This window comes from Vibrio sp. V23_P3S9T160 (assembly GCF_963886625.1).
Taxonomy (GTDB): domain Bacteria; phylum Pseudomonadota; class Gammaproteobacteria; order Enterobacterales; family Vibrionaceae; genus Vibrio; species Vibrio anguillarum.
On sequence record NZ_CAWPDB010000130.1, the window covers coordinates 1 to 24,227 of the forward strand.

The window sequence follows — 24,227 nt, forward strand, 5'->3', positions numbered from 1 at the left end:
TGGAGCGACACACGAGGTTCGAACTCGTGACCTCAACCTTGGCAAGGTTGCGCTCTACCAACTGAGCTAGTGTCGCAATGATTAATCGTATTTACGCTTAATCTAAATTTGGTTGCGGGGGCTGGATTTGAACCAACGACCTTCGGGTTATGAGCCCGACGAGCTACCAAGCTGCTCCACCCCGCGTCCGTATTGTGTCATCGTTAAGTACGATGAAAACTTAAACCTGTTCACTTTCTAACAAAAGAAAGTGGAGCGACACACGAGGTTCGAACTCGTGACCTCAACCTTGGCAAGGTTGCGCTCTACCAACTGAGCTAGTGTCGCATTCACAACGTTTCCGTTGTTCAGGGCTGCGAATTATAAGAGCATTTTCTTATGATGCAAGCCCTTACTGGCAAAAAATCTTTTTTTTTTTTTTTTGACGAAAAAGAACGCAAATATGGCGCATTAATCACAAAAACTGGTTAACACGCCATCACAAAAAAATGCCGTTCTGAAAATTAAATACTGAATATGGTCTTACGGTAGTACTGAAGCTCAGCAATAGACTCTCGAATATCATCTAAAGCCAGGTGGCTACCTTGCTTAGAAAAGCCATCCAATACTTCTGGCTTCCAACGGCGAGTCAGCTCTTTTAGCGTACTGACATCCACATAACGGTAATGGAAGTAGGCTTCCAGCTCAGGCATATGTTTATAAAGGAAGCGGCGATCTTGCCCAATACTGTTGCCACAAATCGGAGATTTACCTTTAGGCACCCACTTTTCCAAAAACGTAATGGTCTGTTCAACCGCTTCTTGTTGTGTCACTGAGTCATGACGTACTCGCTCGACCAAACCGCTTTTGGTATGTGTGGTGGTGCACCATTCATCCATTTTAGCCAATTCAGCTTCTGATTGATGAACAGCCAACACTGGGCCTTCAGCCAAAATGTTCAACTCACTATCAGTCACAATGGTGGCAATCTCGATAATTTTGTGAGTTTCAGGGTCTAAGCCTGTCATCTCAAGATCAACCCAAATCAAGTTTTGATCGCTAAAAGACATAAATACGTTGCCTATATTGGTTTGCAGATAAAAAAGGTACTATACCCAAATTCAGATCCCCAAGATACCTTTGGACATTGGATCCAAACGGTATGATTTTGAGTAAAATCTCAACGTTGGATCAAAACGTATCATAATCATAAAGTAGATAATCGTGGCAAAGAAAAAGAAGCTGACGAAAGGTCAAGTACGACGCGTTCGTAATAATCAGAGTAAACGACTCAAAAAAGAGGATACAGTTTCGTGGGATGAAGCCATGCTCGGCACCGCAAAAACTGGGTTAGTGATTACTCGTTTTGGCCAACATGCCGATGTTGAAGATTTAGAGACTCACACCATCCACCGCTGTAATTTACGCCGAGGCATTGAAACGCTGGTCTCAGGAGATCGTGTTATTTGGCGACCTGGACTCGAATCGATGGCGGGTATCTCTGGCGTTGTCGAAGCGGTTGAACCGCGTAAATCGGTTCTGACTCGTCCAGATTATTACGACGGTTTGAAACCAGTAGCGGCAAACATTGATCAGATGGTCATTGTGTCATCCGTACTGCCGGAACTGTCACTAAATATCATTGACCGTTATCTGATCGCTTCAGAAACCGTGAATATTGCGCCGCTAGTGGTACTGAATAAGATTGATTTACTCAGCGATGAATTGCGTAACCAATATCAAGAGTCGTTACGTGTGTACGAACGCATTGGCTACAAAGTGCTTTTTGTCAGCAAAAAAAGCGGTGAAGGGATTGCTGAGTTAGAAGCGGAACTTGGCGGACGGATCAACATATTTGTTGGTCAATCTGGCGTCGGTAAATCCAGCCTAGTGAACGCATTAATGCCAAATTTGGAAGATGAAATTGAAGAAGGTGAAGTTTCTCAAGCATCTGGACTTGGTCAACATACCACCACTGCGGCTCGCTTGTATCATATCCCTACAGGCGGTGATTTGATCGACTCGCCGGGAGTGCGTGAATTTGGTTTATGGCACTTGGAAGCTGAAGCGATCACTGAAGCCTTTGTCGAATTTCGTCCCTTCTTAGGCGGCTGTAAGTTTAGAGACTGTAAACACGCTGACGATCCGGGTTGCTTATTACGTGAAGCGGTAGAAAAAGGTGATATTAGTAACACGCGCTTTGAGAACTACCACCGAATTTTAGAAAGCATGTCGGAAAACAAAGCTAACCGCCAATATTCGCGTAACAAAAAAGCGGATTTATAAATAGCATCGAGTTTTACCCCGGCAAATGTCCGCAGACTTGATCGATAAATTTTTTATCTGTCGCCATCGAATAATCCGTAAGCAATGGTGACTAACTGCTGACATGGTGAGAGTTTTTCAGTAACATCTCGCGCCCAAAGTGAAGAACATACAGTTAACATTGGAATCAGAGACAATGGATAAAATTAAAGTTGGACTGCAATACTGGATCCCACAACATGGCTTAACACGCCTGATGGGTAAACTCGCATCAGCGAAAGCTGGCGGTCTAACCACTGCAGTCATTCGTTGGTTTATTAAACAATATAATGTCAACATGGATGAAGCTCTGCATTCAGATCCTAGCCATTTCAAAACATTCAATGAATTCTTTGTTCGTGAATTGAAAGCCGATGCTCGGCCAATCAGTGACGGTGATAGCTTAATCACCCATCCGGCCGATGCTTGCGTTAGTCAATTCGGACCGATTCAAGATGGCAAGCTTATTCAAGCGAAAGGCCACCATTTTACAGCGGTAGAATTGCTCGGTGGTGATGCAAAGCTGGCGCAAGAGTTTGAAGATGGCGAATTTGCCACGCTTTATTTATCACCTCGCGACTACCACCGCGTACACATGCCTTGCGATGGCGTGTTACGTCAAATGATTTATGTGCCGGGCGATCTTTTCTCGGTTAACCCACTAACCGCCGAAAATGTACCGAACCTGTTTGCTCGTAATGAGCGCGTGGTGTGTATTTTTGATACTGAGTTTGGCCCAATGGCACAAGTGCTTGTCGGAGCGACCATTGTTGGCAGTATTGAGCTAGTTTGGTCAGGGACTGTCACGCCTCCGCGCGGCAATACCGTTTATCGCTGGGATTATCCAGCCCAAGGCAATACCTCTGTTGTACTGAAAAAAGGACAAGAGATGGGTCGCTTTAAGCTAGGCTCAACGGTGATCAACCTGTTTGCAAAAGATAAAATTCGCTTTGATGAGTCTATGCAACACAATGCTACAACGGTTATGGGTACTCCATACGCACAGCAACGTTAATCGCCATCTCTTAATGTTCCCTGCAAAATGCGTTAGCTCTGCATGTTCAGAGCTAACGCCTCTAGATATTTCGCTTTTTTTCTTTATTGATAAAAAACAAAGCTGCTGCATATTCCTTCGCTAAAACTCAAAATTTCAAGCCGCGTCTAAGACCTTCATTCACATATCATTTACGCTAATTACTTCAAGTTAACCTAATGAAGGTCATGTGATATGCCTACCATGAATACCGGAATGCTGATAAAGCTTGCGATCTGCTTTTTGCTGCCCATCGGTGTTTTACTGATGCCCATTGATGCAATACCGATTGATGACTTAACCTTAATTCAACATCGATTACTGGCTATTTTTTTATTGGCTGCTCTGCTTTGGGTATTGGAGCCAGTTCCTGTATTTGCCACCTCCATTTTGATCATTGCGCTCGAATTGGTGATGATTTCAGATAAAGGCTTGCATCTCTTTCGTTCGCCCCCCGCTGGGCATGATATCGGCGAGTTAATGAAGTACACCGATATTTTCAGCGCTTTCTCTTCACCGATTATTATCTTGTTCATGGGCGGCTTTGCACTGGCGATTGCTGCTTCTAAATATGAATTGGACAACAACTTAGCCCGAGTTTTACTCAAACCTTTTGGTACTCAACCCCGCTTTATTATGCTGGGGCTAATGTTGATCACTGCGGTATTTTCTATGTTTATGTCCAATACCGCGACTACTGTGATGATGCTGGCGCTGCTCGGGCCGATCGTCGCTTCAGCTCCAAAAGGGGATTTAGGCATCAAAGCCTTAGTGCTCTGCATTCCGATTGCAGCGAACACCGGTGGTATTGCCACGCCTATCGGTACGCCACCCAATGCGATCGCGCTGCAATATCTCACCGGAAGCAATAGCATTGATTTCTTTTCTTGGATGATGATGGGCTTGCCGTTTGTGATTATTCAGCTCACGTTAGCTTGGTTTTTGCTACAAAAACTGTTTCCCTCTTCAGAAAAACAGATGGTGCTGAAACTAAACGGAACATTCCAAAAAAATTGGCGTGCAATCGTGGTCTACATTACTTTTGCTGCCACCATAGTGCTGTGGATGACCACCTCTCTACACGGCATGAACACCTATGTGGTATCTATTATTCCTTTGGCGGTTTTTACACTCACCGGCATTATGGGTAAAGAGGAACTGAAACAGATCAACTGGGACGTCTTATGGCTAGTGGCTGGCGGGATAGCGATTGGAATTGGGCTAGATAAAACAGGGCTCGCTTCAGCATTAGCTCACGCGATTGATTACAGTTCTCTATCGCCTATCTCGGTCGTCATCACCCTGTCGCTCGTTTGTTGGCTCATGGCAAACTTCATGTCCAATACCGCGACCGCTAACTTACTCATGCCGATCGCCGCCGCAATTGGCACATCCATGGAAAGCTTGGCCAGTATTGGTGGTATACAAAGTTTGTTAGTGGTTGTCGCCTTTTCTGCCTCACTGGGTATGATTTTACCTGTCTCAACACCACCGAACTCACTGGCCTATTCTACCGGGCTTATTGAGAGTAAAGACATGGCCAAAACAGGTCTGATTATTGGCGTTGTTGGCTTGTGCATTGTCTATGCTGCCGCGCTATTACTGACCTAACCTTTGGTCACTGCGACTTGCATTGAGCGTCAAGACTGAATGCAAGTCGCAAGATGAATCATCTCTATCTAAAACTCAGCAAAAATGACTCAACTGGATGAGTAATAATCGAGCGCGATCATATTAATCAACATCATATTTTCGTAGGATTAGCCTGTTTTAGTTATTCATTTATCTGAAGAACCATGAAAAGACCTCATCATTTGGCTGCAAATAAGCACAGGTGCCGTTAATTCATCTTTTTTCCGTTCTGATCTATCGACACGCTGTTGTCAAACCGTTCTAGGGGCATAACCCATGAGACATACCATCAAATTTAAAATTCAAGTGGCGATCGCCATTATCATTGCGATAGTCAGTGGTGTACAAGCTTGGATCTCCGTCAGCCAACTGCAACAGGAGACGACTCACGCCATCAATAGTGAAATGGAAAATGTCAGTCTCGCCACCAGCCGTTATATCAGTGATTGGCTCGGGATCCGTAGCAATATGATGTTGGCCAATGAATCTTTTATCGCCAGTAATGACAACGCAGATCAAGCGCTACTGGTCACCAAAAAAGGCGGTGATTTTCTTTCTGTCTATGCTGGCTGCAGTGATGGCACCATCGCTTATGGTGATAAAACCGAAGATTGGCCAAGTGATTATGATCCAAGAACGCGCCCTTGGTATAAAGATGCAATGGCACAATCCGGGCTTATAATTACCGAACCCTACCAAGATTTTGATGGCAGCATCGTAGTCAGCTTCGCCAAAGCCTTTAAAGGTCAAAAACAAGGTGTACTCGCCGCCGATTTAACCGTAACCAATCTCATTAAAGAGGTACTGAGTGTTAAACTCGATAACCAAGGCTTTGCGTTTCTGGTTGATGGCAATAACAATATTGTCGCCTATCAAGATGAAGCCTTAAGCCAAAAACCTTTAACCAATTTAAACAACGAATTAGATTCCCAGCATATGGCCAGCTTAGCTAAAGAGAATCGCGTTGATACTATTGTTTGGCCAAAGCAAGGCAACAAATTAATTTACGTCTCACAAATACCAAATACCGATTGGTTACTGGGCATTGTGGTGGATAAAGAGATGGCCTACGCCTCGGTTTCTGAGCAGATCACCTTTACCGCCATTGCCTCTTTAGTACTCTACATTATTATCGCCAGCATCAGCACTTGGGTTGTAACCCGCTTACTGCAACCACTGCAGGTATTGTCGAACGCTTTAGCGCAATTAGCGCAAGGAGAAGGTGACCTCACCCAACGCATCGACATTCGACGCATGGATGAAATCGGTGAATTGGCCGAGAAAGTGAATCTCTTTTTAAGTCAAATGCAGGAGATGCTGAAAGGGATCGTCAGCCGTAGCCAACAACTTTCCCAGCAAGCACAAGATGCCAATGACCTTTCTGCTCAAGCTTCCATGCGAGTTGAGCACCAACAAAATGATGTCAACCAAATAGCCACCGCGATTCACGAGATGTCGGCTACCGCCGCTGAGGTGGCTAGCCATGCCGAACTGACCGCTAGCGCGTCACAAGCATCGGCCTCAGCTTGTGATGACGGGCAGGCGGTTATCAAAAAGAATCGAGATTCCATTACTCACTTAGCCAATCAGGTCGATAGTGCGGCCAAAGTGATCCGAGAGTTGGAGAGCAATGCTCAAAGTATCAACCAGATCCTATCCACCATTCAAAGTATTGCCGAACAAACCAACCTGTTAGCACTCAACGCAGCGATTGAAGCGGCCCGCGCAGGTGACCAAGGCCGTGGTTTTGCTGTGGTAGCCGACGAAGTTCGTGTGCTCAGCCAACGTACACATGGCTCAACGGAAGAGATCCGCACCATGATTGAAACCTTGCAGCGTAATACTCAACATGCGGTCGAGAATATGGAAGCCAGCACCAAACTGGCCGACCACAGTGTTGACTATGCCGAACAAGCTCACGACAGTTTAGTGCGGATCACGCAAGCCATTACCGAGATCAATGATATGGCCTTGCAAATTGCCAGTGCCGCTGAAGAGCAACGAGCCGTCAGCGAAGACATTAGCCGCAATACACAAGGTATCAAAGACGCTTCTGATGACCTTGCTAGTCAAACTCAGCAGAGCAGCCACAGCGCTCATGAAATGCATTTATCGGCAGAAGCCATGCGTAACGATATTCGCCGCTTCAAAGTATAAATCCTCTTGGCTTGCCTCTTTTAATCGCATTGAGGTAAGCCCATAAATTCCCTTTGTTTTCCCCTAGCGCTTAAGGCATATTGAGATCCTTCCCTCGTTCAAGGATGTTTACATGGGCTACGAATGGCTCGCGCTTGCTGCCGCGTTTCTTTGGGCAGTAGCCAGTTTACTGTCTGTTACTCCCGCTCGCCATTTAGGAACCTTTGCTTATAGCCGTTGGCGCATGGGCTGTACTTCTCTCATTTTAGTGAGCATGGCGCTGGCAACTGGCGGCTGGGCAACGGTAAACAGTGAGATGGTGACACCCATGATGTATTCGGGGTTGATTGGCATATTCATTGGCGATACGGCGCTGTTTGCGTGTTTAAATCGCATGGGGCCAAGACAAGCGGGTTTGCTCTTTTCCTGCCATGCCGTTTTTTCGGCCATTCTCGGCTATTTTTTATTCAGCGAAAGCATGAGCCATGCAGAGCTAGTGGGCGCGACTTTTGTCTTTTCAGGCGTTCTAACGGCCATCTTTTTTGGCCGCCGAGGGCAAAATCATAATGTATTGGAAGCAATTAAAGGCCGAGTATGGGTTGGCATTACACTTGGCCTTATCGCGGCTCTATGCCAAGCATTGGGTGGGATCATCGCCAAACCTGTGATGCAAACGGGGGTCGACCCCATCGCTGCTTCCGCAATTCGAATGCTCACCGCCTTCACCGCACACTGCTTACTGTTGGCTACTGGTGCAAAATTAGCACGCGCCACTCAAGCCATTACGCTGCCCATTTTTACCATTACTGCCATCAACGGTTTTCTTGCGATGGCGGTCGGAATGACGTTAATTCTCTACGCACTGCGTGAAGGAAACGTGGGTATGGTGGCCCTGCTCTCCTCAACCACACCCATCATGTTGTTGCCTATTTTATGGATGTATACCAAACAGCGGCCCAACCGCTTCGCTTGGTGTGGCGCACTGTTTGCCGTGCTTGGGATGGGAATTTTAGTTTATTAAATGGCGCTAAAAAGGCACCGATGTTGATCAATAGGCTACCTTTATAGGCATTGATAGGGAGAATCATTGATCTTAACCTACTGCAATCGCTTCAAAGTGTAGTAAAATTACGCTAATTTCTGTTTAAGTTACTTTGAATTTGACGAGGTCATAACTATGTCAGCTAAGAAGCCAATGGCTTTAGTAATTCTTGACGGTTGGGGTTACCGTGAAGATAACGCACACAACGCAATCAGCAATGCACATACTCCAGTCATGGATAGCTTAATTGCAAACAACCCAAACACTCTGATTTCTGCTTCTGGTATGGATGTAGGTTTACCGGATGGTCAAATGGGTAACTCAGAAGTAGGTCACACCAATATTGGTGCTGGTCGTATTGTTTACCAAGACCTGACACGTATTACTAAATCAATTCTTGATGGTGAATTCCAACAAAACGAAGTGTTAGTCAACGCGATGGATAAAGCCATCAAAGCGGGCAAAGCGGTTCACCTATTGGGGCTAATGTCGCCAGGTGGTGTTCACTCGCATGAAGATCATATCTACGCTGCCGTTGAAATGGCTGCTGCCCGTGGCGCTGAGAAAATCTACCTCCACTGCTTCCTTGATGGCCGTGATACGCCACCACGCAGTGCCGAAGCCTCATTGCAACGCTTCCAAGACCTATTTTCTAAATTAGGTAAAGGTCGTATCGCCTCACTGATTGGTCGTTACTACGCCATGGATCGCGATAACAACTGGGAACGCGTACAAAAAGCTTACGACCTATTGGTTGAAGCCAAAGCAGAATTTACTTTTGATTCCGCCGTGGCAGGCCTTGAAGCCGCTTACGCACGTGAAGAAAATGATGAATTTGTTAAAGCGACAGAAATCAAAGCTGAAGGCCAAGACTCTGCTGCGATTGAAGATGGCGATGCCGTGATTTTCATGAACTACCGCGCCGACCGTGCACGTGAAATTACTCGCGCTTTCATACCAGATTTCAACGGGTTTGAACGTGCGAAGTTCCCAGCAATTGACTTTGTGATGCTAACCCAATACGCCGCCGACATTCCTCTGCTGTGCGCATTTCCACCAGCATCACTAGAAAACACCTACGGTGAGTGGCTATCAAAAGCGGGCAAAACTCAGTTGCGCATCTCTGAAACAGAAAAATACGCGCACGTCACCTTCTTCTTTAACGGTGGTGTTGAGAACGAATTCCCAGGCGAAGAGCGCCAATTGGTTGCTTCACCTAAAGTGGCAACTTACGATCTGCAACCGGAAATGAGCGCGCCTGAACTGACTGAAAAACTCGTTGCGGCAATCAAATCGGATAAATACGATGCGATTATCTGTAACTACCCGAACGGCGATATGGTTGGTCATACTGGTATTTACGAAGCGGCCGTGAAAGCATGCGAAGCGCTTGATGAGTGTATCGGAAAAGTGGTTGAAGCGATTAAAGAAGTCGATGGCCAGCTACTGATCACAGCAGACCACGGCAATGCAGAAATGATGGTGAACCCAGAAACAGGGGGCATTCATACCGCACATACCAATCTGCCAGTGCCGCTTATCTACGTCGGTAGCAAAGATCTTAAGCTAAAAGATGGTGGTAAGCTTTCTGACCTAGCACCAACGATGCTTGCTCTATCGAACATGGACATCCCGGCAGAAATGTCTGGTCAAGTGTTGTTTAAATAACTCACCAACCACGTGCTATTGAGCCTCGATAAATATCGAGGCTTTTTTTCGCCCAAGAACTCGATTTGATTGCAAGTTTTGACATAGGGCTTTCGCCTCGCGGATGGCTTTGAGTATACTGACTCACTAATTTGTCGATAGAGACTTGAAAACGGATGAGAAACAAGCCTTCACCACACCTAATTACTATAACGACTTGGTGGCATGCACTTAGCCTAGTGATGGTGTTAGGGCTAGCTTGCCTCTCCAGCTCACCGTTAATGGCTGCCACACAACAAGAGCTAAAAGGGGTGAAAGGCGAAATTTCTCGTCAGCAGCAAGCGTTAAATAATCGACAAAAAGAGCTCGATTCGTTGCAAAATGCGCTTAAAAAGCAAGAAGTGGGTATTTCAAGTCTAGAAAATCAGATCAAAAACACCAAATCAGAATTAGTAGTGGCCAACGCTAATATCGCTAAACTCAAGCAAAAGATCACGGCCTTAGAAACACAACAAACACAACAAACCGCCAAATTAGCTCAACTGATCAAAACCTATTACGCCACTCAGCGAGCGACAGCCTCATCCAACATACTCAATAATGGCGTGGAAGAAGATCGCATCAGCCAGTATTACCAACACTTAGCTAAGGCACGCAGCCAAACCATCCAACAGCTTGAACTTACGCAAAAAGAACTCAATGAAAGTGAAAAACAGCTGCGACTTGAACGAGACCAAATCGCTTCTCTATTAGAACAGCAGACCCAAAAGCGCGCTACATTGGCAAAAACGCAGTCAGAACGACGCAGTACGGTGGGTAAAATTCAAAAAAGTATTTCCGGTGATAAAGTCTACTTAGCGGAATTGCAACGCAATGAAACGCGATTACAAGCGGAAATCGCCAAAGCAGCAAAACGTAACGCTGTACTAATGGATGGGTTAGCGCCGCAAAAAGGCAAGCTACCTTGGCCAGTCAAAGGCAAAATCCTGCATGCTTTTGGTACACGTCAAAGTGGACAAATTGACTGGAAAGGTCTAGTCATTGACGCCAATTATGGTCAAAACGTCAAAGCGGTTTATTCTGGCACGGTCGTGTTTGCTGAATATCTACGTGGTTATGGGCTGGTGGTTTTGCTCGATCATGGCAAAGGCGATATGACCTTATACGGCTTTAACCAAAGTTTGCTCAAAAAAGAGGGCGATAAAGTCACCGCCGGTGAAACCATTGCTTTAGCGGGAGACACTGGCGGTCAATCTCAGCCAGCGCTCTATTTCGAAATTCGTCGCAACAGTAAAGCCGAAGACCCAACACGCTGGCTCAGTCGCTAGCAAAACACATCCATCACCCTGTTAATCCGAACGAGCGTTAGTGTGATGAATAGTACGCTTCTACTTGAGTAATGAATTGGGTCAATTGTCTTTTATCCAACGAATTAATACCCGCCGCCGCTTCTCGCCCGCCTCCGGTTGCAAAGGCGCTGCATAACCTATCCGCTCCCTGTTTATTGGCTAATGGAGCACGTAGCGAAACGGTATAACCACCCGATGAATTTACCGTTAAAACCATATGTGCCGCGGCAGGTGCTTGATTGGCTAGCCAATTACTAAACACACCACTCACTCGCTGTGATGATGCACAGTCTGGCAGCTCGTACACGCTCAAACAGGCACTTTTATAGATAGGCTCTAACGACTGAGCGAGCTGCATATCTTGCTCATAAGCGTGCTGCAAATGATAAAAAGGGGAGTTGTCATCCTTCATTAAATCAAACGGTGAAGGATAAACTAGCAAGGCTTGGTACAAATCAGCGGGGTGATAATGAAGCTGCTCTATCGTCTCTCCATAACCGTTATAGTTAATCAAGGTGCCTAAGTTTTTTAGTTGTTCGGCTTGAGTGGTAGTTAGCCCCGCGTTGCGCGCTAAAGTATCCGCTTTAGCAATCAAATTATCGCCATAAGCTGCCACAATCGCCCACTCATGGAACGGACCACCTAACCACTGATCAATAATTAATGCCGTACAAGTATTAGGGTCCAAATCAATATGGGCGTCAAGCAGCGGAGTCTCGGGAACTGAGCCTGCATAGTGATGATCGGCATAAAACACCGTCACCCCCGCCGCAAGAGCCTGCTGTAAAGGTTGCTGATTCTTCTCCATCGAAATATCTAACACGGTCAGACTATCTCGGGATTGAAGATTAAGACGCTGGAGCAATTTGATATCACGCTTAACCCCAGTAACTAGGGTCGTCGTGCGAGGGTAAGCAAGCCGCAGCTGAAGAAGAGAGATGATGCCATCAGCATCACCGTTAAAAACGTCATAGTGCATATCAACACCACCCTTAGAGATGTATAGCTAAGAAGCTAACAGCTTCAAAGGATTAAGAACAATACTCAAAGGTTATAACTAAGCACACATTATGATGCGTGCATCGCCCGCACACCTTCCTCTAATAATAGAAGCTGTTCAAGACCTTGTTCCGTTGCTTTGGGTTTAACGACTGCGATCATCTGTAGCATGCCTTGATGAATCACTTGCTCGGTGATCTGCGTTTTGGAAAACATCGCTGACTGATAACTCAACCAACACGAAGCCGTCATATGGAGAGTGGTCACTAAAGATTGCATCTCTTCTTTCCCGACAGACAGCAATTTCAGCTCAACAAAAGCGTGCATAATATTAATGAGATTAGTTTGCAGCTTTTCTTGTACTTGAATGTACTCACCATGTAGTACTTCATCACGCTGCAGGATTTCCGGTAAATTGGCATAGAAAAAACGGTATTTCCACATCAAAGTGAAGATCGAATCAAGATAATGCTTTAACAGAGTTAAGCTTTCGCGCTGTGCCGCAATCGGCTGAAAACGTTCGAGTAACTCTGCTGAATAGAGAGCAAAAATATCACGAACAATTTCTTGTTTATTACGAAAGTGATAATACAAATTACCTGGGCTGATTTCGATATGTGCTGCGATATGGTTAGTGGTCACCGTTCTTTCACCATGTTCATTAAACAGCGCTAATGCAGCATAAACGATCTTATCTTTGGTCTTCATCTTGTCTTATTACCTCTTTACCTCTGTGAACCTGCTCCTATCAAATAACAGGATGAGAGTGAGAAACGGTGCATTATCGGCGATAAGGCACCGCAAACCTATTATTGATGGTACGGTTTAGACAAGGCGTGCACCGCATCAACAAATATGCCCGCATTTTCCGGTGGCACATCTAAATGGATACCGTGTCCGAGGTTAAAGACATGGCCCGTTCCACCATGACCGAACCCTTCAAGAATGGTCGCCACTTCTTGGCGAATACGATCATGCGGAGCATAAAGCATGGATGGGTCCATATTACCTTGCAGCGCCACCTTGTCACCGATACGCGCTTTGGCGTCGGCAATATTGATGGTCCAATCAAGCCCTACAGCATCACAACCCGTTGCAGCAATCTGCTCCAGCCACATGCCACCGTTTTTGGTAAACAGAGTGACGGGTACGCGGCGACCTTCATTTTCACGAATTAAACCATCCACAATTTTGTGCATATACTGTAGTGAAAAGAGGTTGTAGTCGCGCGGCGTCAGTACTCCGCCCCAAGTATCAAAAATCATAACAGACTGAGCACCCGCTTTGATTTGTGCGTTAAGGTATTCAATAACACTGTCTGCCAGTTTATCGAGCAAGGCGTGCAGCACGCTAGGATCGGCGTACATCATTTTTTTGATCTTAGTGAAAGCTTTTGAGCTGCCACCTTCCACCATATAAGTCGCGAGTGTCCATGGGCTGCCTGAAAAACCGATCAATGGAACTTCACCTTGTAGATCTTTGCGGATCTGGCGTACGGCATTCATCACATATTGCAGTTCGCCTTCCGGATCCGGTAAGCCAATTTTATCGACATCGGCTTTACAAGTGATCGGGCGTTCAAACTTTGGCCCTTCTCCCGCTTCAAAATACAAACCCAATCCCATGGCGTCAGGAATGGTTAAAATATCAGAAAATAAAATAGCGGCATCTAATGGAAAGCGACGTAATGGCTGTAATGTCACTTCAGAAGCTAGCTCAGCATTTTTACACAGCGCCATAAAATCGCCCGCTTCGGCACGCGTTGCGCGATACTCTGGCAGGTAACGTCCCGCTTGGCGCATCATCCATACAGGGGTGCAATCGACAGGTTGTTTTAACAGTGCACGCAAGTAGCGATCATTTTTTAATTCAGTCATTCCGTCTTCCAATTTAAAGCTTGTTATTTTTTGTGGCGTTATTCTAGCACTGAATAAGCGCCAAAAACGGTGTGCTTTGCAAGCGAGATCATGTTATTAACTTTTAAATCAATGGTTAATTTGCAAGCAACCTTTAACGGTGTTAAAAATTTGTTCGCTAGCGAAAACTATAATTATAAACTGAGTACTCTGTACTCGGCATCTCATAACGACATCTTACTTACCCCCTCCTTCACCGGAGGGTTTTTTTTAGCAATGCGGCAGTGAATCTTTCTCGATTTCGCTTAACGTGTGCTCTATTAATGCTCTGGCTATCGTCCCTTCGGGCGCAACGGGAGGCAAAGCACTTGCTAAAAACCATTGCGCATCACTCAATTCACTATAGTCGGGTTTTATCGTGCCAGAGTCATATTCCGCCACAAAGCCCATCATCATACTCGATGGAAATGCCCATGGCTGGCTGCCAAAATAGTGAATATTTTTCACATGAATCCCCGTTTCTTCAAGTACTTCACGTGCCACGCACTGCTCTAACGTCTCCCCGACCTCTAAAAAACCAGCAATGACGGTATACATGCCGTTACGATGCCTTGGGTGCTGGGCCAATAAAATTTTATCCTGATTTCGTACCGCGACAATAATGCAAGGAAAGATACGCGGATAATGTAACGTTCGACACTCAGAACATTGCATCGCCAATTGGTTATGGTTTAGGTAATTTCGCCCACCACATTGTGGACAAAAACGTAACGTTTGACTCATGTGACCATATTGAAGCGCTTTGCTGATCGCCAAAAACAGTTCTGGTTTGAGATGCAACAATTCGCGTAATGAAGTCATTTCTCGCTCGTCATCAAGATCGGCATAATTAACCCACATCACTGGGTAACCATCACAACTATCTACCACCACCGCTTTTTCTAAAGGCAGGGAATATTCGCCCGCAGATCCTAGCGGTAACTCACCATTTATGGTCCAGATCTCACTTCCGGAAACTACACACCAATAAGCGATTTTTGTATCACTATTTTTCAACATGTTGCGACCTCTCTTCTTGCAGTTACCCCATTTTACTGGCAATCTAAATTCATACCAGAATTTGTAACGTTCCAAATTTAGTTCTATAAATTCTAGTAAGGACAATGAGTTGTATCTACGAAGTGCAACCCTACGCAAAGGAAACGGTCACCAGCTTTGTGACCCGATCATGAGGGCATGGTCATGCTAAAAAAACTAAAACGCACACAAGAGCAATGGGGCGGTTACAGTGACGTTATTGATCACTGGCTAAACACGCGGCAAACCTTAATTGTAGAGTATTGCAAATTAGCCGCGCTGCAACCTTGCTCCACCAAAACGAACGTTAACGGGCTTCCCTCGCCAGAAGAGCTGCAACGTTTTTGCCAGCAACTGGTGGATTATATTTCCGAAGGTCACTTCAAAATCTACGATATGGTGATGGATAGGTGGCGTGCAACCGGCTTTGAAGCCACCGATGAAATTAATCAAACTTATGGAAAAATTATTGTTACTACCGAGCCGTTACTCAATTTTACAGATAAATACGCGGCAGTGAGTGATGAGGATGATCTCGAAAACTTTGACAACGATCTTTCGCTAATTGGTGAAATTATTGAGGTGCGTTTTGGAGTGGAAGACAGTTTGATTCAACTTATCGCGGACAGCTTGGCTATCCCTCCTGGTGCTTAATATTGAATATTTTGCTGTAATCATTCGCGTAGATTAATTAAGCGCAACAAAAAAGGCACCCGAAGGTGCCTTTTTTAATCAGCGCTGAGATTACTCTTCAGAAGAGAAACCTGCGTTTAGCAGTGCCGCTAGGTTATCTGTCGCTTGTTCAGCAGACGGGCCTTTTAGCTGTGCCGCACGTTTAGCTTGACGTTCTTGGTGGTAAGCGAAACCTGTACCCGCTGGGATCAGACGACCAACGATTACGTTTTCTTTCAGACCGCGAAGATCATCACGTTTACCAGAAACAGCCGCTTCTGTTAGTACGCGAGTTGTCTCTTGGAACGATGCCGCAGAGATGAACGATTCAGTCGCTAGAGATGCTTTAGTAATACCTAGTAGCTCACGCTCGAAACGAGCAGGCTGTTTGCCTTCGGCTTCTAGGTTACGGTTTGCAACTTTCACTTGTGAGTATTCAACTTGCTCACCCGCTAGGAACTCAGAGTCGCCAGCATGAGTAATCGTACACTTACGTAGCATTTGACGAACGATAGTTTCAATGTGCTTATCGTTAATCTTAACGCCTTGCAGACGGTAAACTTCTTGAACTTCGTTAGCGATGTAAGACGTTACAGCATGGATACCACGTAAACGTAGGATATCGTGCGGAGTCTCAGGACCATCAGCAATAACGTCACCACGTTCGATCTTCTCACCTTCAAACACGTTAAGTTGACGATGCTTAGGAATCATTTCTTCATAAGTTTCGTCACCCTCACGAGTGATGATTAGACGACGTTTACCTTTGGTTTCTTTACCAAAGCTCACAGTACCTGTGTGCTCAGCAAGAATAGCAGGCTCTTTTGGTCGACGAGCTTCAAACAAGTCAGCTACGCGAGGTAGACCACCCGTGATGTCTCGGTTACCGCCAGATTTTTGTGGAATACGCGCTAATGTGTCACCAATACCAACTTCAGCACCATCTTCGATGTTAACGATCGCTTTACCCGGTAAGAAGTATTGAGCTGGCATATCAGTACCAGGGATCATGACATCTTTACCTTTCGCATCAACAAGTTTGATAGCTGGACGCATATCTTTACCTGCTGCTGGACGAGCGGCAGCTTCGGTTACTTCGCTTGAAGATAGACCCGTTAGGTCATCTGTTTGGCGAGAAACCGTTACACCATCAATCATATCAACGAATTGGATGCGACCAGCCACTTCAGTGATGATTGGCATGGTGTGCGCTTCCCAGTTAGCCACTGTTTGACCAGCTTCAACCGCGTCGTTATCACCTTTACTCAACACAGAGCCGTAAGGCAGTTTGTGTTTTTCTTTCGTGCGACCAAATTCGTCAATGATAGTCAGCTCTGATGCACGAGATGTGATAACCAGCTTCTTATCTTTGTTGATAACGAACTTAGCGTTGTGAAGTTTCACAGAACCTTTGTTCTTCGCTTGGATGCTGTTCTCTGCCGCAGCAGTAGAAGCCGCACCACCGATGTGGAACGTACGCATCGTTAACTGTGTACCCGGCTCACCGATAGATTGAGCAGCAATAACACCGACTGCCTCACCTTGGTTCACTAGGTGACCACGAGCAAGGTCACGACCGTAACATAGCGCACAACAGCCGAAGTCCGCATCACAGGTTACCACTGAGCGTACTTTCATATTATCGACAGAGTTCTCATCGATAATCTGACACCACTTCTCATCAATCAGAGTATTACGTGGAATAAGTACTTCTTCAGTGCCTGGCTTCATCACATCCTCAGCCACAACACGACCAAGAGCCAGTTCAGTTAAAGAAACTTTAACATCACCACCCTCGATATGAGGCATCATGTCGACACCTTCTTGAGTGCCACAGTCATGCTCTGTCACCACAACGTCTTGTGCAACGTCTACTAAACGACGAGTCAGGTAACCTGAGTTCGCTGTTTTAAGTGCTGTATCGGCTAGACCCTTACGTGCACCGTGGGTAGAGATAAAGTACTGTAGTACGTTCAGGCCTTCTTTAAAGTTTGCTGTGATAGGCGTTTCGATGATTGAACCATCTGGACGCGCCATCAGACCACGCATACCTGCAAGCTGACGAATCTGAGCAGCAGAACCACGAGCACCCGAGTCAGCCATCATATAGATGCTGTTAAACGATTCTTGTTGTTCTTCTACGCCATCACGGTTGATCACGGTTTCAGAAGATAGGTTATCCATCATCGCTTTCGCAACACGGTCGTTGGTAGACGCCCAGATATCGATAACTTTGTTGTAACGCTCACCCGCCGTAACAAGACCTGATTGGAACTGTTCTTGGATTTCGCGTACTTCTTCTTCAGCTTCAGCAATTTCAGTGTATTTTGCTGCTGGTACAACCATGTCGTCGATACCAACTGACACGCCTGACAATGCTGCATAAGCAAAACCGGTGTACATGATTTGGTCAGCAAATACGACCGTATCTTTCAAACCAAGCTTACGATACGCTTCGTTTAATAGATTTGAGATCTGTTTCTTACCAAGCTTCTGGTTCACGATGCTGTATGGCAGGCCTTTAGGCACGATTTGCCATAGCATGGCACGACCGACAGTCGTATCGACCATCTTAGTCTCAGTTGTGCTGTAACCATCTTCATCAACAACGGTTTCAGTGATACGTACTTTAACGCGTGCGTGTAGCGCCGCTGTCTTAGTACGGTATGCCTTCTCAGCCTCTTTAGGGCCAGCCAGGTACATACCTTCACCTTGTGCGTTGATTTTTTCGCGAGTCATGTAGTACAGACCCAAGACCACGTCCTGTGAAGGTACGATGATCGGATCACCTGATGCTGGCGACAGAATGTTGTTCGTCGACATCATCAGTGTACGAGCTTCAAGCTGTGCTTCTAAAGTTAGAGGCACGTGAACCGCCATTTGGTCACCATCGAAGTCCGCGTTATACGCCGCACACACAAGTGGGTGCAGTTGAATCGCTTTACCTTCAATCAGTACCGGTTCGAACGCTTGAATACCAAGACGGTGCAGTGTTGGTGCACGGTTTAGTAGTACTGGGTGTTCACGAATCACTTCGTCTAGGATATCCCAAACAACCGCTTCTTCACGCTCAACCATTTTCTTAGCTGCTTTGATCGTCGTGGCCATGCCGCGAGTTTCTAACTTGCTGTAGATAAATGGTTTAAATAGCTCAAGTGCCATCTTCTTAGGAAGACCACACTGGTGCAGACGTAAATATGGACCTACTGTGATTACAGAACGGCCTGAGTAGTCTACACGTTTACCAAGTAGGTTCTGACGGAAACGACCTTGTTTACCCTTGATCATATCAGCAAGAGATTTCAGAGGACGCTTGTTAGAACCTGTGATCGCACGACCGCGACGACCGTTATCAAGTAGCGCATCAACAGACTCTTGCAGCATACGCTTTTCGTTGCGTACGATGATGTCCGGAGCTGCTAGCTCTAGAAGACGCTTCAAACGGTTGTTACGGTTGATCACACGGCGGTACAAATCGTTCAGATCAGATGTCGCAAAACGACCGCCATCTAGTGGTACTAGAGGACGTAGATCTGGCGGAAGTACCGGAAGCACAGTCAGGATCATCCACTCAGGGTTATTACCTGAGCTGATAAACGCTTCAACAAGCTTCAGACGCTTAGTCAGTTTTTTGCGTTTAGTTTCAGAGTTAGTGGTTTGTAACTCCTCACGCATCATCTCTGTTTCAGCGACAAGATCCATTGAACCCAATAGGTCTTTGATCGCTTCTGCGCCCATCTTCGCCGTGAACTCATCGCCCCACTCTTCTAGACGGTCAAGATACTCTTCTTCAGTAAGCATCTGACTCTTTTCTAGATCCGTCATACCCGGCTCTGTTACTACATACATTTCGAAGTAAAGAACACGTTCGATATCACGTAGAGGGATATCCATTAGCAGACCGATACGAGACGGTAGCGATTTTAGGAACCAGATGTGAGCAACCGGTGATGCAAGCTCGATGTGGCCCATACGGTCACGACGAACTTTAGTTTGTGTAACTTCAACGCCACATTTTTCACAGATCACGCCACGGTGTTTCAGACGCTTATATTTACCACAAAGACATTCGTAGTCTTTGACTGGACCAAAAATACGCGCACAGAACAGACCATCACGTTCAGGCTTGAACGTACGATAGTTGATCGTTTCAGGTTTTTTAACTTCACCAAAAGACCATGAACGAATCATGTCAGGTGAAGATAGACCGATTTTGATTGCATCAAATTCTTCGGTCTTATGCTGTGCTTTTAGAAAGTTTAATAAGTCTTTCACAATCAGCTCCTGTAAGGAGTTAAAAGGCGCTCGGCGAGCGCCTTTCTACCAGGATAATCCAGAGGGTTTACCGCCAAGATTACTCTTCGTCTTCTAGCTCGATGTTGATACCTAGCGAGCGGATCTCTTTCAGCAATACGTTGAAAGACTCTGGCATGCCAGGTTCCATGCTATGGTTACCATCAACGATGTTCTTATACATCTTCGTACGACCGTTAACGTCATCTGACTTAACAGTAAGCATTTCTTGTAGTGTATATGCAGCACCGTATGCTTCTAGTGCCCACACTTCCATCTCACCGAAACGCTGACCACCGAACTGAGCTTTACCACCAAGTGGTTGCTGAGTTACTAGGCTGTACGAACCTGTTGAACGAGCGTGCATCTTGTCATCAACAAGGTGGTTCAGTTTGAGCATGTACATGTAACCGACAGTTACAGGACGCTCGAATGCATCACCAGTACGACCATCAAACAGTGTTAGCTGACCAGAAGTTGGTAGGTCGGCTAGGCTTAATAGTTCTTTGATTGATGCTTCTGACGCACCATCAAATACTGGAGTTGCAATCGGTAAACCACCACGAAGGTTGTTCACAAGAGTACGAACATCACCATCAGACAGAGCAGCAATATCTACTTTCTGACGCGTATCGCCAAGATCATAAACCTTCTGTAAGAACTCACGCTGCTTAGACAGCTCTTGTTGTTCTTTAACCATTTGGTTGATCTTGTCACCAATACCTTTTGCAGCCAGACCTAAGTGAACTTCAAGGATCTGACCGATGTTCATACGTGACGGTACACCTAGTGGGTTTAATACGATATCAACCGGCTGACCGTTTTCATCGTAAGGCATGTCTTCAACAGGGTTGATCTTAGAGATTACACCCTTGTTACCGTGACGACCTGCCATCTTATCACCAGGCTGGATACGACGTTTCACCGCTAGGTAAACTTTAACAATCTTCAGAACGCCAGGCGCTAGATCATCACCTTGAGTGATTTTGCGACGTTTCGCTTCGAACTTCTTATCGAAGTCAGCTTTTAGCTCATCCCACTGCTCAGCAAGCTGTTCAAGTTGAGATTGTAGCTCGTCGTTTTCTAGTGTTTGTTCTAGCCATTTCTTACGATCGATCGCATCAAGCTTCGCTTCAGAATAGCCACCATTGATCAGTACAGCTTTCACACGCGCTAGTAGACCACCTTCAAGAATTTGGAACTCTTCAGTAAGGTCTTTCTTCGCTTCTTTTAGCTGCATGTGTTCAATTTCAAGCGCACGCTTGTCTTTCTCTACGCCATCGCGAGTGAAAACTTGAACATCGATAATGGTACCTGAAACAGAGTTTGGTACACGCAGTGACGTATCTTTAACATCAGAGGCTTTTTCACCGAAGATTGCACGTAGTAGCTTCTCTTCTGGAGTTAGCTGAGTTTCGCCTTTCGGCGTTACTTTACCAACTAGGATGTCACCACCCTTAACTTCAGCACCAATGTAAACGATACCTGACTCGTCTAGTTTAGACAGAGCCGATTCACCTACGTTTGGAATATCCGCTGTGATCTCTTCAGAGCCCAGCTTAGTATCACGAGCCACACAAGAAAGTTCTTGGATGTGGATAGTCGTGAAACGGTCTTCTTGAACGACGCGCTCAGAGACTAAGATCGAGTCTTCGAAGTTATAACCATTCCAAGGCATGAATGCGATACGCATGTTTTGGCCAAGCGCTAGCTCACCAAGGTCTGTTGAAGGACCATCAGCAAGAACATCACCGCGAGCTACAGGTTCACCTGGCATCACAGTAGGACGTTGGTTAATACATGTGTTTTGGTTCGAACGTGTGTATTTAGTTAGGTTGTAGATGTCGATACCCGCTTCACCAGATACAAGTTCATCTTCATTAACTTTAACTACGATACGAGACGCATCAACTGACTGCACCATACCGCCACGTTTGGCAACGGCAGTTACACCAGAGTCAACCGCTACATTACGTTCGATACCAGTACCAACCAACGGCTTCTCAGCGCGTAACGTTGGAACCGCTTGACGTTGCATGTTCGCACCCATCAATGCACGGTTCGCATCATCGTGTTCTAGGAACGGGATAAGCGAAGCGGCGATTGATACGACCTGGTTGGTCGCAACGTCCATGTAGTCAACATGTTCACGAGGGTGAAGACCAGATTCACCTTTTTGACGAGCTGTGATCAGCTCATCTGCAAACGTACCTTCTTCAGTCAGAATGGCGTTTGCCTGCGCGATAACAAATTGACCTTCTTGGATAGCTGACAAGTAATCAACTTCATCAGTCACCACACCATCAACAACACGACGGTACGGAGTTTCTAGGAAACCGTATTCGTTACAACGTGCAAATGCTGACAATGAGTTAATCAGACCGATGTTCGGACCTTCTGGCGTTTCGATCGGACATAGACGACCGTAGTGAGTTACGTGTACGTCACGTACCTCAAAGCCAGCACGCTCACGAGTTAGACCGCCAGGACCCAATGCAGAAATACGACGTTTGTGCGTCACTTCTGAAAGTGGGTTGTTCTGGTCCATAAACTGAGAAAGCTGTGAAGAACCGAAGAATTCTTTAACGGCTGCAGAGATAGGCTTCGCATTGATCAAATCTTGAGGCATGATCGCATCAAGATCGCCAAGGCTTAAGCGCTCTTTCACTGCACGTTCAACACGCACAAGACCTACGCGGAATTGGTTTTCAGCCATTTCACCAACAGAGCGAATACGACGGTTGCCAAGGTGGTCGATATCGTCCACTTCGCCAATGCCGTTACGAATGGCGATCAACTTCTTCATCACTTCGATGATGTCAGTTTCGTCAAGCGTACCAAGCTCGCCGGCATCTTCACGCTCAATTGAGCTGTTGAACTTCATACGGCCTACTGTTGATAGGTCATAGCGTTCTTCTGAGAAGAATAGGCTTTCAAACAGCGATTCGGCTGCTTCTTTTGTTGGTGGCTCGCCAGGGCGCATCATGCGGTAGATTTCTACTAGCGCAGAAATACGGTCAACCGTACTGTCGATGCGGAGCGTCTCAGACACAAATGGACCATGATCAAGATCGTTCGTAAATAGAACTTCAAGTTTCTTATAGCCCGCTTGTGAAAGATTCGCTAATGCTTCCAAGCTAATTTCTTGGTTTGCGCTAACGATGACTTCACCAGTTGCTTCATTGACATAATCTTTAGAAGCGACTTTACCTACGATGTACTCAACGGGTACTTCGATAAAATCAACGTTATCTTTTTCTAGTTGACGAATATGACGAGCCGTTACACGACGACCTTTTTCGACATAAACGGTACCATTTGCTTCAATATCAAATGACGCTGTTTCGCCACGCAGGCGCTCAGGTACCAACTCCATAAGAAGAGTTTGGTCTTTGACTTCAAACTTCACTTTTTCGAAGAACAGATCCAAGATCTCTTCTGTCGATTTACCAAGTGCACGAAGAATGATCGATGCAGGCAGTTTACGACGACGGTCAATACGCACGTATAGGTTATCTTTTGGATCAAACTCAAAATCTAACCATGAACCACGGTAAGGGATAATACGTGCGTTATAAAGAACTTTACCTGATGAGTGAGTTTTACCCTTATCGCTGTCGAAGAATACGCCTGGGCTTCGGTGCAGCTGGGATACGATAACCCTCTCAGTACCATTAATTACGAAGGTACCATTGTCTGTCATGAGTGGAATTTCACCCATGTAGACTTCTTGTTCTTTAATATCTTTTACAGTACCTGCTGGCGCGTCTTTATCAAAGATCACTAGGCGTAGTTTTACGCGTAGTGGCTTAGAATAAGTTACACCACGAATTTGACATTCTTTAACGTCAAAAACTGGCTCACCAAGACGATAGCTAACGTATTGCAGCTCAGAATTGCCGTTATAGCTCTGAATAGGAAATACAGAACGAAAAGCAGCCTCAAGACCGTATTGTCCTTCAGGATCCTGTTCGATAAACTTGTCGAACGAATCGAGCTGGATCGATAGCAGGTATGGAATGTCCAACACTTGTGGACGAGTACCAAAGTCCTTACGGATGCGCTTTTTCTCGGTATAAGAGTAAACCATGGGGTTCCTCAGCTCGCTGATAAGTGACCCAAACTGCCCACCAATTATTCAAAAATAAAGGGTCATAGGACAGTGACTAACAGCTGTTTACTGTAGTAACACAACATCACTCAAAAAT

At 45.8% G+C, this 24,227-nt stretch carries 15 protein-coding genes and 3 tRNA genes; 8 read left to right on the forward strand and 10 right to left on the reverse strand.

Going from position 1 to position 24,227, the window contains the following annotated elements:
* The 4 genes from AACU59_RS10730 to orn all read right to left on the reverse strand — a co-directional run bounded on the left by AACU59_RS10730 (position 1) and on the right by orn (position 1,049).
* A tRNA-Gly gene (locus AACU59_RS10730) sits at positions 1 to 76 on the reverse strand.
* A 33-nt stretch (positions 77 to 109) separates the two neighbouring features.
* Positions 110 to 186: transfer RNA gene (locus tag AACU59_RS10735), tRNA-Met, on the reverse strand.
* A gap of 65 nt (positions 187 to 251) precedes the next feature.
* Positions 252 to 327, reverse strand: a tRNA-Gly gene (locus AACU59_RS10740).
* 176 nt (positions 328 to 503) lie between these two features.
* Positions 504 to 1,049: an oligoribonuclease gene (gene orn / locus AACU59_RS10745; protein ID WP_010318948.1), complete on the reverse strand. Its 546-nt coding sequence runs from the start codon at positions 1,047 to 1,049 to the stop codon at positions 504 to 506.
* A gap of 154 nt (positions 1,050 to 1,203) precedes the next feature.
* Between orn and rsgA the strand changes: the two genes are divergently transcribed.
* From rsgA to AACU59_RS10780, 7 genes are all read left to right on the forward strand, one after another.
* Positions 1,204 to 2,265, forward strand: coding sequence for a small ribosomal subunit biogenesis GTPase RsgA (rsgA, locus tag AACU59_RS10750; RefSeq protein WP_013857936.1), 1,062 nt, complete (start codon positions 1,204 to 1,206; stop codon positions 2,263 to 2,265).
* A gap of 175 nt (positions 2,266 to 2,440) precedes the next feature.
* Positions 2,441 to 3,298, forward strand: a complete 858-nt coding sequence (gene asd, locus AACU59_RS10755; protein ID WP_013857937.1) for an archaetidylserine decarboxylase — start codon at positions 2,441 to 2,443, stop codon at positions 3,296 to 3,298.
* A gap of 213 nt (positions 3,299 to 3,511) precedes the next feature.
* Positions 3,512 to 4,927 (forward strand): SLC13 family permease, encoded by a 1,416-nt coding sequence (locus AACU59_RS10760; RefSeq protein WP_064624225.1) that lies wholly within the window; start codon positions 3,512 to 3,514, stop codon positions 4,925 to 4,927.
* A 297-nt stretch (positions 4,928 to 5,224) separates the two neighbouring features.
* On the forward strand, positions 5,225 to 7,105 hold the full coding sequence (locus tag AACU59_RS10765; protein ID WP_094145047.1) for a methyl-accepting chemotaxis protein: 1,881 nt from the start codon (positions 5,225 to 5,227) through the stop codon (positions 7,103 to 7,105).
* 112 nt (positions 7,106 to 7,217) lie between these two features.
* Complete coding sequence (locus AACU59_RS10770; protein ID WP_094145048.1) at positions 7,218 to 8,105, forward strand: DMT family transporter; 888 nt, start codon at positions 7,218 to 7,220, stop codon at positions 8,103 to 8,105.
* Positions 8,106 to 8,261: 156 nt separating this feature from the next.
* Positions 8,262 to 9,794, forward strand: a complete 1,533-nt coding sequence (gpmM, locus tag AACU59_RS10775; RefSeq protein ID WP_094145049.1) for a 2,3-bisphosphoglycerate-independent phosphoglycerate mutase — start codon at positions 8,262 to 8,264, stop codon at positions 9,792 to 9,794.
* A gap of 221 nt (positions 9,795 to 10,015) precedes the next feature.
* Complete coding sequence (locus AACU59_RS10780; RefSeq protein ID WP_231140426.1) at positions 10,016 to 11,101, forward strand: murein hydrolase activator EnvC family protein; 1,086 nt, start codon at positions 10,016 to 10,018, stop codon at positions 11,099 to 11,101.
* A gap of 37 nt (positions 11,102 to 11,138) precedes the next feature.
* Here AACU59_RS10780 and AACU59_RS10785 read toward each other — a convergent pair whose 3' ends face one another.
* The 4 genes from AACU59_RS10785 to nudC all read right to left on the reverse strand — a co-directional run bounded on the left by AACU59_RS10785 (position 11,139) and on the right by nudC (position 15,033).
* Complete coding sequence (locus AACU59_RS10785; RefSeq protein ID WP_017049034.1) at positions 11,139 to 12,101, reverse strand: hypothetical protein; 963 nt, start codon at positions 12,099 to 12,101, stop codon at positions 11,139 to 11,141.
* 89 nt (positions 12,102 to 12,190) lie between these two features.
* On the reverse strand, positions 12,191 to 12,829 hold the full coding sequence (locus AACU59_RS10790; RefSeq protein ID WP_017043942.1) for a TetR/AcrR family transcriptional regulator: 639 nt from the start codon (positions 12,827 to 12,829) through the stop codon (positions 12,191 to 12,193).
* 101 nt (positions 12,830 to 12,930) lie between these two features.
* Complete coding sequence (gene hemE, locus AACU59_RS10795) at positions 12,931 to 13,998, reverse strand: uroporphyrinogen decarboxylase (RefSeq protein WP_010318957.1); 1,068 nt, start codon at positions 13,996 to 13,998, stop codon at positions 12,931 to 12,933.
* Between the two features lie 249 nt (positions 13,999 to 14,247).
* Positions 14,248 to 15,033, reverse strand: a complete 786-nt coding sequence (gene nudC / locus AACU59_RS10800) for an NAD(+) diphosphatase (protein WP_176428527.1) — start codon at positions 15,031 to 15,033, stop codon at positions 14,248 to 14,250.
* Between the two features lie 180 nt (positions 15,034 to 15,213).
* Here nudC and rsd point away from each other — a divergent pair, with 180 nt between their 5' ends.
* Entirely contained in the window at positions 15,214 to 15,708 is a 495-nt protein-coding gene (rsd, locus tag AACU59_RS10805; RefSeq protein WP_094145051.1) for a sigma D regulator, read from the forward strand.
* A gap of 90 nt (positions 15,709 to 15,798) precedes the next feature.
* Here rsd and rpoC read toward each other — a convergent pair whose 3' ends face one another.
* Both rpoC and rpoB read right to left on the reverse strand, forming a co-directional pair.
* Positions 15,799 to 20,001 (reverse strand): DNA-directed RNA polymerase subunit beta', encoded by a 4,203-nt coding sequence (rpoC, locus tag AACU59_RS10810; protein WP_013857949.1) that lies wholly within the window; start codon positions 19,999 to 20,001, stop codon positions 15,799 to 15,801.
* Between the two features lie 79 nt (positions 20,002 to 20,080).
* Positions 20,081 to 24,109, reverse strand: a complete 4,029-nt coding sequence (gene rpoB / locus AACU59_RS10815; protein WP_010318961.1) for a DNA-directed RNA polymerase subunit beta — start codon at positions 24,107 to 24,109, stop codon at positions 20,081 to 20,083.
* Positions 24,110 to 24,227 lie beyond the last annotated feature (118 nt).

What these genes read in the sequence shown, in the direction of transcription:
- orn (WP_010318948.1), bottom strand. Translation starts at nt 1,049, where the DNA reads ATGTCTTTTAGCGATCAAAACTTGATTTGGGTTGATCTTGAGATGACA.
- asd (WP_013857937.1), top strand. Translation starts at nt 2,441, where the DNA reads ATGGATAAAATTAAAGTTGGACTGCAATACTGGATCCCACAACATGGC.
- AACU59_RS10760 (WP_064624225.1), top strand. Translation starts at nt 3,512, where the DNA reads ATGCCTACCATGAATACCGGAATGCTGATAAAGCTTGCGATCTGCTTT.
- AACU59_RS10765 (WP_094145047.1), top strand. Translation starts at nt 5,225, where the DNA reads ATGAGACATACCATCAAATTTAAAATTCAAGTGGCGATCGCCATTATC.
- AACU59_RS10770 (WP_094145048.1), top strand. Translation starts at nt 7,218, where the DNA reads ATGGGCTACGAATGGCTCGCGCTTGCTGCCGCGTTTCTTTGGGCAGTA.
- gpmM (WP_094145049.1), top strand. Translation starts at nt 8,262, where the DNA reads ATGTCAGCTAAGAAGCCAATGGCTTTAGTAATTCTTGACGGTTGGGGT.
- AACU59_RS10780 (WP_231140426.1), top strand. Translation starts at nt 10,016, where the DNA reads ATGGTGTTAGGGCTAGCTTGCCTCTCCAGCTCACCGTTAATGGCTGCC.
- AACU59_RS10785 (WP_017049034.1), bottom strand. Translation starts at nt 12,101, where the DNA reads ATGCACTATGACGTTTTTAACGGTGATGCTGATGGCATCATCTCTCTT.
- AACU59_RS10790 (WP_017043942.1), bottom strand. Translation starts at nt 12,829, where the DNA reads ATGAAGACCAAAGATAAGATCGTTTATGCTGCATTAGCGCTGTTTAAT.
- hemE (WP_010318957.1), bottom strand. Translation starts at nt 13,998, where the DNA reads ATGACTGAATTAAAAAATGATCGCTACTTGCGTGCACTGTTAAAACAA.
- rsd (WP_094145051.1), top strand. Translation starts at nt 15,214, where the DNA reads ATGGTCATGCTAAAAAAACTAAAACGCACACAAGAGCAATGGGGCGGT.
- rpoB (WP_010318961.1), bottom strand. Translation starts at nt 24,109, where the DNA reads ATGGTTTACTCTTATACCGAGAAAAAGCGCATCCGTAAGGACTTTGGT.